The 14588-nt window shown below is 70.8% G+C and carries 12 protein-coding genes; 10 read left to right on the forward strand and 2 right to left on the reverse strand.

Features of this window, described 5'->3' with window-relative positions; genetic code table 11:
* Complete coding sequence (locus tag BLT99_RS00145) at positions 1 to 423, reverse strand: VOC family protein (RefSeq protein ID WP_092668246.1); 423 nt, start codon at positions 421 to 423, stop codon at positions 1 to 3.
* Positions 424 to 581: 158 nt separating this feature from the next.
* Between BLT99_RS00145 and BLT99_RS00150 the strand changes: the two genes are divergently transcribed.
* The 9 genes from BLT99_RS00150 (at position 582) to BLT99_RS00190 (ending at position 9514) form a co-directional block, all read left to right on the forward strand.
* Entirely contained in the window at positions 582 to 980 is a 399-nt protein-coding gene (locus tag BLT99_RS00150) for an ArsR/SmtB family transcription factor (protein WP_092668248.1), read from the forward strand.
* Positions 977 to 1462: an SRPBCC family protein gene (locus BLT99_RS00155; RefSeq protein ID WP_092668250.1), complete on the forward strand. Its 486-nt coding sequence runs from the start codon at positions 977 to 979 to the stop codon at positions 1460 to 1462. Before BLT99_RS00150 ends, BLT99_RS00155 begins: the two co-directional genes overlap by 4 nt.
* Positions 1463 to 1576: 114 nt before the next feature.
* A complete protein-coding gene (locus tag BLT99_RS00160; RefSeq protein ID WP_092668252.1) occupies positions 1577 to 2032 on the forward strand; it encodes a VOC family protein in 456 nt (151 codons plus the stop codon).
* A gap of 49 nt (positions 2033 to 2081) precedes the next feature.
* Positions 2082 to 2603, forward strand: coding sequence for a metallophosphoesterase family protein (locus BLT99_RS00165; RefSeq protein ID WP_092668254.1), 522 nt, complete (start codon positions 2082 to 2084; stop codon positions 2601 to 2603).
* Positions 2604 to 2669: 66 nt separating this feature from the next.
* On the forward strand, positions 2670 to 3539 hold the full coding sequence (locus tag BLT99_RS00170; protein ID WP_092668256.1) for a PhzF family phenazine biosynthesis protein: 870 nt from the start codon (positions 2670 to 2672) through the stop codon (positions 3537 to 3539).
* Positions 3540 to 3670: 131 nt separating this feature from the next.
* Positions 3671 to 4660 carry an aldo/keto reductase gene (locus BLT99_RS00175; RefSeq protein ID WP_092668258.1) on the forward strand — a complete coding sequence of 330 codons (990 nt, stop codon included), beginning with the start codon at positions 3671 to 3673 and terminating at the stop codon, positions 4658 to 4660.
* Between the two features lie 91 nt (positions 4661 to 4751).
* Positions 4752 to 5672 (forward strand): AEC family transporter, encoded by a 921-nt coding sequence (locus BLT99_RS00180; protein WP_092668259.1) that lies wholly within the window; start codon positions 4752 to 4754, stop codon positions 5670 to 5672.
* Between the two features lie 298 nt (positions 5673 to 5970).
* Positions 5971 to 6729: a DUF1353 domain-containing protein gene (locus BLT99_RS00185; RefSeq protein ID WP_157674899.1), complete on the forward strand. Its 759-nt coding sequence runs from the start codon at positions 5971 to 5973 to the stop codon at positions 6727 to 6729.
* 217 nt (positions 6730 to 6946) lie between these two features.
* On the forward strand, positions 6947 to 9514 hold the full coding sequence (locus BLT99_RS00190; RefSeq protein WP_092668263.1) for a DEAD/DEAH box helicase: 2568 nt from the start codon (positions 6947 to 6949) through the stop codon (positions 9512 to 9514).
* A 25-nt stretch (positions 9515 to 9539) separates the two neighbouring features.
* On the opposite strand, the gene BLT99_RS00195 is transcribed toward BLT99_RS00190, so the two are convergent.
* Positions 9540 to 10520, reverse strand: a complete 981-nt coding sequence (locus BLT99_RS00195) for an EamA family transporter (protein WP_092668265.1) — start codon at positions 10518 to 10520, stop codon at positions 9540 to 9542.
* 238 nt (positions 10521 to 10758) lie between these two features.
* Here BLT99_RS00195 and BLT99_RS00200 point away from each other — a divergent pair, with 238 nt between their 5' ends.
* Positions 10759 to 14571, forward strand: coding sequence for an ExeM/NucH family extracellular endonuclease (locus BLT99_RS00200; RefSeq protein WP_092668267.1), 3813 nt, complete (start codon positions 10759 to 10761; stop codon positions 14569 to 14571).
* Positions 14572 to 14588: the final 17 nt, after the last annotated feature.

Here is a 14588-nt window from a genome sequence, read left to right on the forward strand (position 1 = left end):
TCAGCTCGAGGAGCCGCCGGCTCCCGCGATGTTCACCAGCCAGCTGACGCCGAAGCGGTCGACGAGCATGCCGAAGGCGTCGCCCCAGGGTGCGACCTCGAGCGGTTGGACGATGGTGCCGCCGTCGGCGAGCTTGTCCCAGTAGCCGCGGAGCGTGGCGTCGTCGTCGCCCGACAGCGATACCGAGAATCCCGAGAGGCCGTTGTAGTCCATCCGGTTCGGCACATCCGCGCCCATGAGCGTGAGGCCGGGGCCGTCCAGCTGGGCATGCATGACGAGGTCGTTCTCCGACGGGTCCTCGGCGGATTGGAAGTCGGCGAACGTCGAGACGTTCAGCTCCCCGCCGAAGACCGATCGGTAGTACTCCATGGCCTCCCGAGCGTTGCCTCGGAAGTTGAGATACGGGTTGAGCGTGACGGGCATCGTGGCCTCCAGATCGTCGTCTTCCTCCGCCGATTCTGCTCCGGCAGGCGGCGTCTCGCGAGGGGTTCCGGAAAAAGCCTTGACGCGTCCACCGGGCCCGCCGTATTCTTTAATCAACCAAAGGGTTGATCAAGCATCGAGTTGACAAGGGGGCGGGCATGATCCTCGACCCGAGTGCCGATGACCGCCTCGACCGGGCGTTCATGGCCCTCGCCGACCCGGTGCGCCGTCGCATCATCGCCCGGCTCAGCCGCGGGCCCGCGACGGTCAACGAGTTGGCCGAGCCCTTCGAGATCACGAAGCAGGCGGTGTCCAAGCACATCCACACGCTCGAGCAGGCGGGGCTCGTCACGCGCACGCGCGACGCCCAACGCCGGCCCGTGCACCTCGATGCCGGTCAGCTCGAGGCGCTCACCGCATGGATCGACCGGTACCGGCTGATCCACGAGCAGCAGTACCGCAGCCTCGATGCGCTGCTCGCCTCCGACCGCGACGTCAACGCCGCGGCATCCGTCGCCGACGACCCCGCCGGCACCCATCCGAAGGAGTCATCATGACCACCGAGACCACCAACCCGGTCACCATCAACGCGCCCGAAGGCCTGCCGTTCGTCGACATCGAGCGCGAGTTCGATGCGCCGGTCGCGGCCGTGTTCGCGGCGCATCGCGATCCCGAGCTCGTCCGGCAGTGGCTCGGCCCGAACGGGTACGAGATGAGGATCGAGCGCTGGGACTTCCGGCCGCAGGGCGGTTACCGCTACGTGCACCGCGACCCCGAGGGCAACGAGTACCGCTTCAACGGCACCTTCCACTCCGTGCGCGAGAACGAGTTCGCCGTGCAGACGTTCGAGTTCGAGGGGGCGCCCGACATCGTCAGCGTCGAGTCGATGACCTTCGAGGACCTCGGCAACGGGCGCACGCGACTCCGCGGCCACTCGGTGTACCCGAGCCTCGAGGCGCGCGACGCCATGGTCGAGCACGGCATGGCCACCGGCGTGACCGAGGGCTATGCGCGACTCGACGCCCTGCTCGCGGGCTGACCCGGCGCCCCTCCCGACCCACCCTCACCTCCCGCGAGATGACGCGAACGGCTCGTCAAGCGCCGACCAAGCGCAGTTCGCGTCATCTCGCGGCCGACTGAAACGGAGAAGCCCATGGATTGGACACTCGAGGTGGTGATCGTGCCGGTGAGCGACCTCGACCGCGCGATCGAGTTCTACCGCGACCGCGTCGGATTCGCGCTCGACCACGACACGCACGCCGGCGACCAGCGGTTCGCGCAGCTCACCCCGCGCGGCTCCGGCTGCTCGATCGTGCTCGGCACACTGCCGGCGCAGAACGAGATGGCGCCCGGATCGCTCAAGGGCGTGCAACTGGTGGTCGCCGATGCCGAGGCCGCCCGCGCCGAGCTCGTCGAGCGCGGTGTCGACGCGAGCCCGATCCAGGTGATCGACCCGCGCGACGGCGGCACCTTCTTCGGGTTCGCCGATCCCGACGGCAACACGTGGGCCGTCCAGCAGATCCGCGCGCGGGCCGAGCGGCCGCTCATCCCCGTCGAGGCGCGGCAGCGCTTCGGCGCCGAGCAGGAGGCCGACGCGCCGCCCGCCTGAGGCGCCCGCCGGCGATGACGGATGCCGCGTGCCGGTGGAGGATGGGCGCGTGACCTCGCTCGTCCTCATCGCCGACACCCACCTGCCGACGCGGGCTCGCGACCTGCCGCCCGAGGCGTGGGATGCGATCGACGCCGCCGATCTCGTGATCCATGCGGGTGACTGGATGGATGTCGCGACCCTCGACGCACTCGAGGCGCGCGCGCGTCGGCTGGTCGGGGTGTACGGCAACAACGACGGGCCGGCGCTCCGGAAGCGACTGCCCGAGATCGCACGCGTCGACGTCGACGGCGTGCGGATCGCGGTCGTGCACGAGACGGGCGCCGCGACCCGCCGCGAGGAGCGCATGGCGGCGGCGTTCCCCGACGTCGACGTGCTGGTCTTCGGGCACAGCCACATCCCGTGGGACACCGTCGCGACCAGCGGCCTGCGCCTGCTCAACCCCGGCTCGCCGACGGACCGCCGCCGCCAGCCCGTCGCGACGTTCATGACCGCGACCGCACGCGACGGGCGACTCGACGACGTCCGGCTCGTGCCCGTCGACCCCGCGTGGCGCGCGCCCGCGCACTGACGCGAGCAGGCCACGCGACGTGAAGTGGCCCGTGACGCCGCGAGGCACGCACGCGAGGATGGGCGGGTGACCCACGCACCCGAGATCCTCCGATACGCGGCCTTCACCTCCGATCCGGCGGGCGGCAACCCGGCCGGCATCGTGCTCGAGGCCGACGACCTCGATGACGTCGCCATGCTGCGCATCGCCGGCGAGATCGGGTTCGCGGAGACCGCCTTCATCTCCGACGGCGCGGCGGGTCCACGCCGCGTGCGATTCTTCTCGCCGCACGCCGAGGTGCCGTTCTGCGGCCACGCGACGGTCGCCGGCGCCATCGCGATCGCCGAGCGCGAGGGGACCGGGCACGTGCGGTTCTCCACGCCCGTCGGCGACGTCGACATCGAGACGTCCGAGGTGGATGGCGCGCTCCGCGCCGCCTTCACGAGCGTCGAACCCCACGTCGAGGAGATGCCGGCGCCGGTGCTCGACGCCCTGCTCGGGCTGACGGGGATTCCCGCCGAGGCGCTCGATGAGCGCCATCCGCCCCGCATCGCCTTCGCCGGCAACCGCCACCCGGTGCTCGTCGTCGCCGACGAGGTGTACTTCGACCGATTCGCCTTCGACCCGGCCGAGGCGCGCGCGCTCATGGACGAGCACGGGTGGCCCGCGACGATCACCGTGCTGCATCGGCTCCCGGACGCCGGGAGCGACGAGCACCCCGGCCTGCGCTTCGAGGCGCGCAACATCTTCCCGGTCGGCGCGATCATCGAGGACCCGGCGACGGGCGCCGCGGCCGCCGCCGTCGGAGGGTACCTCCGCGCGCTCGGCGCGGTGGAGCCGCCCGCTCGCGTGGTCATCCGGCAGGGTCGCCATGTCGGCCGCCCGAGCGAGCTCGTCGTCGACATCCCTGAGCGCGGCGGCACCGTCGTCAGCGGCACGGCCGTGCCCATCGGCTGAGGCGAGGACGTCCCGCGAGCGGCGGGCGCAACGGGGCGAGCGGATGTCGCACCGTTGACTAGGCTCGTTGCGGCGGCGCGCCGCGACATCCGCACCGGCCCGCTCGCCCGCAGCACACGACGGAGGAGCCCATGCAGACCCGCACCCTCGGCCGGACCGGCCGCACCGTCTCGGTCATCGGACTCGGCACCTGGCAGCTCGGCGCCGACTGGGGCGAGGTCGACGAGGCCGATGCCCTCGCCGTGCTCGACGCCTCGCACGAGGCCGGCGTCACGGTGTTCGACACCGCCGACGTCTACGGCGACGGCCGCTCGGAGTCGCTCATCGGCCGCTGGCTCGCCGCGAATCCCGACTCGGGCGTGACGGTCGCGACGAAGATGGGCCGCCGAATGCCGCAGGAGCACGACAACTACGTGCTCGAGAACTTCCGCGCCTGGACCCACCGGTCGCGACGCAACCTCGGCGTCGAGACCCTCGACCTCGTGCAGCTGCATTGCCCGCCCACGTCGGTCTACTCCGACGACGCCGTCTACGACGCGCTCGACACGCTCGTCGCCGAGGGCGCGATCGCCGCCTACGGCGTGAGCGTCGAGAAGGTCGACGAGGCGCTCACCGCGATCGCGCGGCCGAACGTCGCCACCGTGCAGATCATCCTCAACGCGTTCCGGCTGAAGCCCGTCGAGGAGGTGCTGCCGGTCGCCCAGCAGTACGGCGTCGGCATCATCGCGCGCGTGCCGCTCGCGAGCGGCCTGCTGAGCGGCCGGTACACGCTCGACACGCAGTTCGCCGAGAACGACCACCGCAACTACAACCGGCACGGCGAGTCGTTCGACGTCGGCGAGACGTTCTCGGGCGTCGACTACGCGACCGGCGTGCGCGCGGCCTCCGAGTTCGCGGCGCTCGCGACGCAGGCGGCGCCGGATGCCACGCCCGCCCAGGTCGCGCTCGCCTGGATCGCCCGGCAGTCCGGCGTGTCCACGGTCATCCCGGGCGCGCGCAACCCCGACCAGGCGCGCGCGAACGCCGCCGCGGGATCGCTCGAGCTGCCCGACTCATTCGACGCCGCCGTCCGCGACCTCTACGACCGCGAGATCCGCGCGTCGGTGCACCACCGCTGGTGACGCCGCGGGCGCCCCGCGCCGGATCGACGACGATCCCCGCGGGAACCCCGGCTCCCGCCCCCGGCCGGCTTCGGCGCCGCGGCGGTGACGCGTGATCGACATCCTCACCGGGTTCGCGGTCATCGCGCTGGCCGTGTTCGTCGGCTGGCTCGCCGGTCGCACGGGCGTGCTCGGCCCGAACGCGCGCCCGGTGCTCGCGCGCCTGAACTTCAACGTGCTCTCGCCGTTCCTGCTCTTCTCGGTGCTGGCGACGGCCGACGTGCACGCGCTCTTCTCGGCGCTGCTGCCGGTTTCGGCGATCGCCGCGGTCGCGATGATGCTCGTCTTCTCGACCGTCTCGCTCGCGCTGCTGCGCCGCGGCATCGCCCGCACGACCATCGGCGCGCTCGCCTCCGGGTACGTGAATGGCAACAACATCGGCATTCCGATCGCCCTCTACCTGTTGGGCGATGCGGCGTACTCCGCTCCGATCGTACTGCTGCAGCTGCTGCTGTTCGCGCCGGTCGCGCTCGCGGTGCTCGGCGCGACGGTCGAGGGGCGGACGTCGGTCCGCGGCATCCTGCGCTCGACCTTCACGAACCCGATCATCATCGGATCGCTGCTCGGCGTGCTCGTGTCGGTCTCAGGTCTCGAGCTTCCGGCGATCATCCTCGACCCGGTGCAGCTCATCGGTCAGGCGGCCGTGCCGCTCATGCTGATCGCGTACGGGCTGTCGTTGCACGGCACGCGGATGTTCGAGCCCGGGACCGGCCTGCGCGACGTCGTGCTCGCGGCGACGCTCAAGCTCTTCGCGATGCCCGCGGTCGCGTGGGCCGTCGGCGCTTTCGTGTTCGGCCTCGAGGGGCGCGACCTCTACGCCGTCACCGTGCTCGCTGCCCTGCCGACCGCGCAGAACGTGTTCAACTTCGCGCAGCGCTACGACACGGCCGAGGTCGTCGCGCGCGACACGGTGTTCCTCACGACGGTCGGCTCGGTGCCGGTGCTCTTCGGCATCTCGCTGCTGCTCGGCTGAAGGGGCAGCCCAGCGAGCGGATGGGGCGAGCGCACGCCTGCCCTTGCAACACCGCTCGAGGCCTCCGCCCTCCGACCCGGGCAGCTTGGTCGGTTCGCAGGATGAGACGCGTCGGACCCCTGCAGCGGCGGCCCTGATGCGTCCCATCCTTCATATTCGTTCGAGGCGCCGTCGGAACGCAGGAGAATCCGGCCGCTGGCCCCGCAAACCCGCCCATCGGGCGGATTTTCATGCATCTCGCGTGCGGACCGCGTCACCCGGGCACGGCAGGATGGGTCCACGACCCGAGGAGGCCCACGTGCCGTTCGAACGCGACGACGGAACCCCGCTCGACGAGATCGCGCTCGCGCAGCGACCCGCCGACGCCGACCGGTTCGAGGTGCGCGAGGCGATCGTGTACCTCGACCCGCGCACGGGACGCCGCTACCGGGCGCCCGCCGCGGGGGAGCAGCCGCCGCCGCACGGCGTGACCGACCTCGCGTCGGTGCCGAGCGCGCTCTGGGGCCTCATCGCGAGCTACGGCCGGCAGTCGGCCCCGGCGATCCTGCACGACGAGCGGTCGCGCGTGGCGGCCGAGCTGCCCGACCGCGGGGCGGCCCTCGCCCAGCGTCGCGAGGACGACCGGGTCTTCCACACGGCCCTCCGCGAGCAGGGCGTGCCGCGCCTGCGCGCCCGTCTCATGTGGGCGTGGGTCTCGGCCGACCGCGAGTTCCGCCACGGCGGCGCGCTCGGCTGGGTGTTGCTCGCCCAGGTGGGGCTGGGCGTCCTCGCCGTCGCCGCGGCGGTCGCACTCGCCATCGTCGCGGGGCCGTGGGGGCTCGCGCTCGCCGCGGCCCCGCTGATCGCGGCGCTCCCATGGGGTCGGACGGCGCCGCTCATCCTCGTGCTGACGTACTCGCTCGCCGTGTTCGGACCCCTGCTCGTCGCACAGCTCGCGGCGATCGTGGTGTTCCGCGTGGTCGAGGCGATCGTCGAACTCGTGACGGGCGGCGATCCGGCGTCGGTGGTGCGACCGACCGTGGCGCCCGCCGACCGCGGAGAGCCGACACGCGGCTGAGAACTCAGGGTTCGCCCTGATACGCGCGCCGCGCGACATCCGTACCGTTGATCTCGGTCGAACACCGCGGACATGCAGGGGGAACTGTCACCGCGGGAACGACCGGAGAGCCGGCCGCGCTGGAAGCCCACCCGATTGGGCAGCGCAGGCCGGCTCCCCCGCTTAACGGCACGGGCCGCGAACGACGCGTGCCGGATCATGCGGCAGACTCGAACGGATGACCGCCCCCACCGCACTCCTCGACGCCGCCCCGCGCCCGTACGACGCCGACGCGATGTACGACGCGTTCGTCGAGTGGGCCGCCGGACGCGGGTTCCGGCTGTACGACGCGCAGGACGAGGCGGTGATCGAGATCGTGTCGGGCGCGAACGTGATCCTCTCGACGCCGACGGGCACCGGCAAGTCGCTCGTCGCCGTGGCCGCCCACGCGGCATCCGTCGCCCGCACGGCCGCCGATCGAGAGGCCGGCCGGCCCTGGGGCCGCACCTATTACACCGCGCCGATCAAGGCGCTCGTGAGCGAGAAGTTCTTCCAGCTCGTCGAGATCTTCGGGGCCCAGAACGTCGGCATGGTCACGGGCGACAGTTCGGTGAACCACGACGCGCCCATCATCTGCTGCACGGCCGAGATCCTCGCGAACCTCGCCCTGCGCCAGGGCGCCGACGCACCCGTCGACCAGGTCGTGATGGACGAGTTCCACTACTACGGCGACCCCGACCGCGGCTGGGCGTGGCAGGTGCCGCTCATCACGCTGCCGCACGCGCAGTTCGTGCTCATGTCGGCGACCCTCGGCGACGTCACCTCGATCGCCGACGACCTCACGCGCCGCACCGGACGCGAGACCGCGCGGGTCACGGGTGTCGAGCGCCCGGTTCCGCTCCACTTCTCGTACGCGAAGACGCCCGTGCAGGAGACCGTCGAGGAGCTGCTCGAGACGCGCCAGGCCCCGGTGTACATCGTGCACTTCTCGCAGGCCACGGCGATGGAGCGCGCGCAGGCGCTCTCGTCGATCCGGATCGTGTCGCGCGAGGGTCGCGACGAGATCGCCGAGGCGATCGGCGGGTTCCGCTTCACCACCGGGTTCGGCAAGACGCTCTCGCGGCTCGTGCGCGCCGGCATCGGCGTGCACCACGCGGGCATGCTGCCGCGCTACCGACGCCTCGTCGAGACGCTCGCGCAGCGCGGGCTGCTGCGCGTCATCTGCGGCACCGACACGCTCGGCGTCGGCATCAACGTCCCGATCCGCACGGTGCTCATCACGGCGCTGTCCAAGTACGACGGGCAGCGGATGCGGCAGCTCTCCGCGCGCGAGTTCCACCAGGTCGCGGGCCGCGCGGGTCGCGCGGGTTACGACACCGCCGGGACCGTCGTCGTGCTCGCCCCCGACCACGAGATCGAGAACGAGACGGCGATCCGCAAGGCCGGCGACGACCCGAAGAAGCTCAAGAAGGTCGTGCGCAGGAAGGCGCCCGCTGGCTTCGTGACGTGGGGCGAGGGCTCGTTCGAACGGCTGGTCGCGGCCGAGCCCGAGCCGCTCGTGCCCCAGCTGACGCTCACGGCCGCGATGCTGATCAACGTCATCGGCCGCGGCGGCGACGTGCCCCGTGGCATCCGCTCGCTCGTGTTCGACAACCACGAGTCGCGCGCTCGACGCTTCGAGCTGGCCCGCCGCGCGTTGTCGATCCTCCGCACGCTGCGTGATGCCGGCGTGGTCGAGATCGTGCCGGCGGGTGGCGCGGGCGGGCTCGGCGTGCAGTTGAGGCTCACGGTCGACCTGCAGCCGAACTTCGCGCTGAACCAGCCGCTCTCCCCGTTCGCGCTCGCCGCGATCGAGCTGCTCGATCCCGAGACGAGCGAGCAGGGCACGGGCCACTACGCGCTCGACGTCGTGTCGATCATCGAGTCCACGCTCGACGATCCGCGACCCATCCTGTCGCAGCAGCAGTACAAGGCCCGCGGCGAAGCGGTCGGCGCGATGAAGCGCGACGGCATCGAGTACGACGAGCGGATGGCGCTGCTCGAGGAGGTCACCTGGCCGAAGCCGCTCGACGAGCTGCTGCACCATGCCTTCGAGACGTTCGCGTCGAGCCAGCCCTGGGTGCGGGACTTCGAGCTCAGCCCGAAGTCGGTCGTGCGCGACATGTTCGAGCGCTCGATGTCGTTCGGGGAATACGTGTCGTTCTACCAGCTCGCCCGGAGCGAGGGGCTGGTGCTGCGATACCTGTCGGACGCGTTCCGCGCGATCCGCCAGACCGTTCCCGACGAGGCGAAGGACGAGGAGCTGCTCGACCTCATCGAATGGCTCGGCGAGCTCGTGCGACAGGTCGACTCGAGTCTCGTCGACGAGTGGGCCGAGCTCGTCGACCCGACCGCGCACCTGCCCGAGGACGAACAGCCCGTGGTGCCGCCCGCGCCCCCCTCGGTCGTCACCAACCGGCGCGCCTTCACGGTGCTCGTGCGCAACGAGCTGTTCCGTCGAGTGCAGCTCGCCGCGCTCGAGCACGACGAGGAGCTCGCCGAGCTCGATCCCGACGTGGATTGGCCCGGCGCGCTCGACGCGTACTACGCCGATCACGACGCCATCGGCACGGGCGGCCCGTCGCGCTCGCCGCGCCTGGTGACGATCGACGAGGCGGATGCCGCCAACGGCATGTGGCGCGTCGAGCAGGTGATCGACGACCCGGCCGGCGATCACGACTGGCGCATCCGCGGCGAGGTGGACCTCATCGCGTCGGCCGAGGAGGGCACGGCGGTCGTGCGCATCCGAGAGGTCGTTCGGCTGTAGCAGCCGCCCGCCTCCAGCCGTCGGTCTACGCGAGCGCGAGCATTCCCGCAGCTACGAAGGCGAGCGCGAGCCCCGCCCACTGGACCGGCGCGATGCGCTCGCGGAGCACGAGCGCGGCGAGGATCACGGTGCCCGCCGGGTACATGGCGCCGAGGACGGCGGCCACCGCGAGGTCGCCGGCGCGGATGCCGAGCAGGAGGAGCGTGTTCGCGATCGCGTCGAGCACGCCGCCGAAGAGTGCGAGGGTGAGCGCCGACCGTGCCGAGGCGGGACGACCGGGCTCGGCGACGGACGGGGGTGCCGTCCTGACGGCACTCGGGCCGCCGCGCGGCGCGCCATCCGCCGCCCCGACCTCGGCGCGCGACGTGCTGGAGACCGCGGGAGCCGCCACGGATCGCCGGCGGAGGCGATGGGCGACGGCCACGACCGCGAATGCGCCGAACAGCAGCGATGCCGAGACCACGCGGTTCGCGATGAGGGGAACCGTGCCCGACTCGTCGGAGGTGTGCGAGATGACGATGTAGTACGCGCCGATCGCGAGACCGGAGCCGACGGCGAGGGCGAGTCCGCGCGCGCTGGGCCGGACGGCGCCGCGCTCGGGCACGAAGCCGACGAGCACCACCGCGAGGAGTGCGAGTGCGAGTCCCCACATGCCGAGCGCCCCGAACCGTTCCGCGCCGACGAGCGTGCCCCAGAGCATCGGTGTCACCGCCGACATGAGCGCGGTGAGCGGCGACAGGATGCTCATCGGCCCGATTGCGAGGCTCGCATAGAGGAGGGCGATCGCGACGGAGCCGACGACGCCCGAGAGCGCGCCCCAGCCGAGATCCGCGGTGGTCCACTCGCCGCCCAGGAGGGGGAGGGACGCGAGCATGACGACGAGTCCGGCGACCGCGGCGATCGCGGTCGCGAGGAGCGCGCCGAGGCGTTTCGTCGCGAGTCCGCCGAGGAAGTCGGCGGCGCCGTAGACGAGCGCGCCCGACAGGGAGAGGGCCGCGGTCAACATCGCGACCGAGCCTATCCGCGGGCCGCGACATCCGCTCATATGAGCATCGCGGCTTGCTCATGTGAGCAAATTCGGCCGATTCGGTTGAACCGGGGATGACGAGTCGGCCACGGGTCTTCCACCGCCCCTGACCGGCGCTTATGCTGCCCATCAGTGCCGCCCGGCCCGAGGGGTGGCGCATGCGACGCCGGGGGAGCACCGCGAGCTCCGGCATCCGTCTTGCAGAGGAGATCACGCAATGCAGCAACGTTCCCCCGGCGCGGAGGCAGCATCCCGCGCCACGGCCGACCACAGGGCGCACAGGCGCCTGGGTTCGGCGGCCGCGCTGGCCACGGCATGCGCCGTCGGCCTCTCGATGTTCAGCGTCGCGCCCGCGAACGCTGCTGAGGTCACGAACACCATCGCCGCGGTGCAGGGCACGGCGGCGACCCAGGGCCCGAACGGCATCTCGCCGCTCGACGGCCAGGTCGTGACGGTCGAGGGCGTCGTCACCGGCGACCACCGCGGCACGGCCAGCAATCGCGGCCTGTACATCCAGACCGCCGGCTCCGGCGGCTCCACGGATGCGACGCCCGGCGCCTCCGACGGTCTGTTCGTGTTTCTCAGCAGCAACCCGGCCGCCGGCGTCGCCATCGGCGACAAGGTGAAGGTGACCGGCCGCGTCAGCGACTTCAACACGGTCACCCAGGTCAGCGCCACGGCGGCCGGCTCGGTCGAGCTGGTGCAGGCGGGCGTCGGCGTCCCGGCCGTCACCCCCTTGGCCGCGACGGTGCTCGGTTCGGCGCGCGAGGCATTCGAGGCCATGCTCGTGCGCCCGTCGGGCACCTACAAGCTGGTCTCGAGCCACAACCTGCAGAGCTTCGGCGAACTGTGGACGAGCGCCGGCAGCACGATGCCGGTCGAGGCGTTCGAGACCCAGACGCCGACGACCGTCAAGGACGGCGCGACGATCGTGAACCCGGCGGCGACCGCCGTCACGACGGCCAACAACAGCGCCCGACTCATCCTCGACGACGGGTACAGCGTCGGCATCAGCGACGCGGCGCACCCGGGCGACCAGCCGTACTTCACCAAGGACAAGGTCGTGCGCAATGGCGACGTGGTGAACTTCCCGGAGGGCGGATCGCTCCTGAGCTTCGGCTTCGGCAACTGGCGCCTGCAGCCTCCGACGCCGATCAACGACGCGAGCCCGGCGAACCTCAAGCCGACGTTCAGCACGCTCGCCAGCGACGGCAAGACCGTGATCGGCAACCCGCGTCCGGCCGCCCCGCCGGTCGTCGGCGGCGATATCCAGGTCGCGTCGTTCAACGTGCTCAACTACTTCACTACCCTGTCGTCCGACAACCCGGCCGCCCGAGGCGCCGAGACGGCGGAGGAGTTCGCGATCCAGGAGTCGAAGATCGTCACGGCGATCAACGAGCTCGACGCCGACGTGGTCGCACTGCAGGAGATCGAGAACTCGGTCAAGCTCGGCGAGGCGCCCGACGAGGCGCTCTCGTCCCTGGTGAAGGCCCTGAACGCTGCCGCCGGGAAGACCGTGTGGGACTACGTCCGTACGCCCGACGAGCTCCACGACGCCGCCATCACCGACGTCATCACGAACGCGATCATCTACAAGCCTTCGGTCGTGAAGCCGTCGGGTGAAGCGCAGACCGTGATCGATGAGACCGTCTGGGACATCGCCCGCGAGCCGATCGCGCAGACGTTCAAGTACGGCAAGCAATTCGTGACGGTCATCGCCAATCACTTCAAGTCGAAGAGTGGCACTGATCCGAACAAGCAGCCGGGCCAGGACGCCTTCAATGCAGAGCGCGTCGAGCAGGCGCAGGCGCTGCTGAAGTTCGCGAACAGCGTATCGGATGGCCGCAAGAACGCGGTCTACCTCATCGGCGACTTCAACTCGTACGCCAAGGAGGACCCGATCAAGGTCTTCACGGACGCGGGCTGGAACGACCTGCTGTTCACGCGGGCACGCGGCCAGTACACCTACACGTTCGACGGCGAGCTCGGTTCGCTCGACCACGTGATCGCGTCGCCCGCGGCGAGCGATCGCGTGGACAAGGTGGCAGTGTGGGGCATCAACTCGCCCGAGTGGTCGCAGCGCGAGTACTGGGGTACGGCCGCCGAGAGCGGGACGCCGTTCCGTTCGAGCGACCACGACCCGATCCTCGTCGGGGTGAAGACGGGAGCCGCACCCGGCACGGTCAACATCGACCTCGTCACCGTGAACGACTTCCACGGCCGGATCGAGCAGTCCGCCCCGTCGGGCGGCATCGCCGCCCTCTCCTCGGCGGTCAAGCAGATCCGTGCCGAGAACCCGAACACGGTGTTCGCGGCTGCCGGTGACATGATCGGCGCCTCGACGTTCACGTCGTTCATCCAGAAGGACGTGCCGACGATCGAGACGCTGAACGAGGCCGGGCTCGACGTGAGCTCGGTGGGCAACCACGAGTTCGACCAGGGCTTCGCCGACCTGACCGACCGGGTCATGCCGCTCGCCCTGTGGGAGTACCTCGGCGCCAACGTCTACAAGAAGGGCACGATGGAAGCGGCGCTTCCCGAGTACTGGACGCAGACGTTCGACGACGTGACGATCGGCTTCGTCGGTGCGGTCACCGATGAGCTGCCCTCGCTGGTCAGCCCTGACGGGATCAAGGACATCGAGGTGGGCCCGCCCGTCGAGGCCGCGAACCGCGTCGCCGACCAGCTGAGCGACGGCAACGACGAGAACGGCGAGGCCGACATCGTTGTGCTGCTCGTGCACGAGGGCGCGGTCGACACCACGAAGGCCTCGGCGACGGACCCGTCGACCCGGTTCGGAAAGATCGTCACGGGCGTGAACGCCAACGTGGATGCGATCGTGTCGGGTCACACGCACCTCGCCTACAACCACGTCGTCGAGCGCGCCGACGGCGCCCCGATGCCGGTCATCTCGAGCGGCCAGTACGGCGAGCGGTTCTCCCGGATGGACATCGACTACAACCGGGCGACGAAGTCCTTCACGATGAAGAACGAGATCTTCAACATGATGGACGGCACGACGGCCCTCTACCCGAACGACCCGGCGGTCACGCCGATCGTCGCCGAGGCCGTCGAAGTGGCGAACGTGCTCGGCAGCCGCGTGCTCGGCACCGCGACCGCCGACTTCGGCCGTGCGGTGGCGTCGAACCCGGTCGGTGCATCGTCGTTCCCCGAGAACCGCGGAGGCGAGTCCACGCTCGGCAACCTCGTGGCCGATGTGCAGCTCTGGTCCCTCAACGAGGACCAGCCGCGTGGTGTGCAGATCGCGTTCATGAACCCGGGTGGACTTCGTGCCGATCTCGCGGGGGGCGAAGTGACCTACCGCGAGGCCGCGGATGTGCAACCGTTCGCCAACACGCTCGTGACGCTGAAACTCACCGGCGCTCAGGTGAAGAAGGTGCTCGAGGAGCAGTGGCAGCCCACGGGCGCGTCGCGGCCGTTCCTCAAGCTCGGCGTGAACAAGGAGCTCACGTACACCTACAATCCGAGCGCTCCTGTCGGTTCGCACATCACCGAGATCCTCCTCAACGGGATCCCGCTCAACCCGACCGCGACGTACATCGTCGGCGCCAACTCGTTCCTCGCCGCGGGTGGAGACAACTTCTTCACCCTCGCAGAGGGCACGAACAAGGCCGACAGCGGCAAGATCGACCTCGAGTCGATGGTCGACTACTTCGCGGCCGATGCGGACCACACGATCTCGCCCGACGTGAAGCAGCGCGCGGTCGGCGTGCACCTGCCCGGCGGCACGTCCGTCGCAGCGGGGAGCACCGTGACCGTCAACCTGTCGTCGCTCGACTTCACGCGAACCGAGCCTGACGCCGACGTGGCAAACATCACCCTGAAGGGCGGAGACGGCACCGTGCTCGGCAGTGCGCCGATCAACACCGCCTACACGCCGACCACCGACGAGGTCGGCAAGGCCAGCGTGACGTTCACCATCCCCGGCGATGCGAGCGGTGCAACGACGTTCGTGGTCACGGTGCCCAGCACCGGGACGACGAGCTCGTTCACGCTGAACATCGGCTGACCCGCCCCCAGCGGACG

This window comes from Agromyces flavus (assembly GCF_900104685.1).
GTDB lineage: Bacteria > Actinomycetota > Actinomycetes > Actinomycetales > Microbacteriaceae > Agromyces > Agromyces flavus.

Excerpts from the sequence above, each read along its gene's own strand:
- BLT99_RS00145 (WP_092668246.1), bottom strand. The coding sequence starts at position 423 with ATGCCCGTCACGCTCAACCCGTATCTCAACTTCCGAGGCAACGCTCGG.
- BLT99_RS00150 (WP_092668248.1), top strand. The coding sequence starts at position 582 with ATGATCCTCGACCCGAGTGCCGATGACCGCCTCGACCGGGCGTTCATG.
- BLT99_RS00155 (WP_092668250.1), top strand. The coding sequence starts at position 977 with ATGACCACCGAGACCACCAACCCGGTCACCATCAACGCGCCCGAAGGC.
- BLT99_RS00160 (WP_092668252.1), top strand. The coding sequence starts at position 1,577 with ATGGATTGGACACTCGAGGTGGTGATCGTGCCGGTGAGCGACCTCGAC.
- BLT99_RS00175 (WP_092668258.1), top strand. The coding sequence starts at position 3,671 with ATGCAGACCCGCACCCTCGGCCGGACCGGCCGCACCGTCTCGGTCATC.
- BLT99_RS00190 (WP_092668263.1), top strand. The coding sequence starts at position 6,947 with ATGACCGCCCCCACCGCACTCCTCGACGCCGCCCCGCGCCCGTACGAC.
- BLT99_RS00195 (WP_092668265.1), bottom strand. The coding sequence starts at position 10,520 with ATGTTGACCGCGGCCCTCTCCCTGTCGGGCGCGCTCGTCTACGGCGCC.
- BLT99_RS00200 (WP_092668267.1), top strand. The coding sequence starts at position 10,759 with ATGCAGCAACGTTCCCCCGGCGCGGAGGCAGCATCCCGCGCCACGGCC.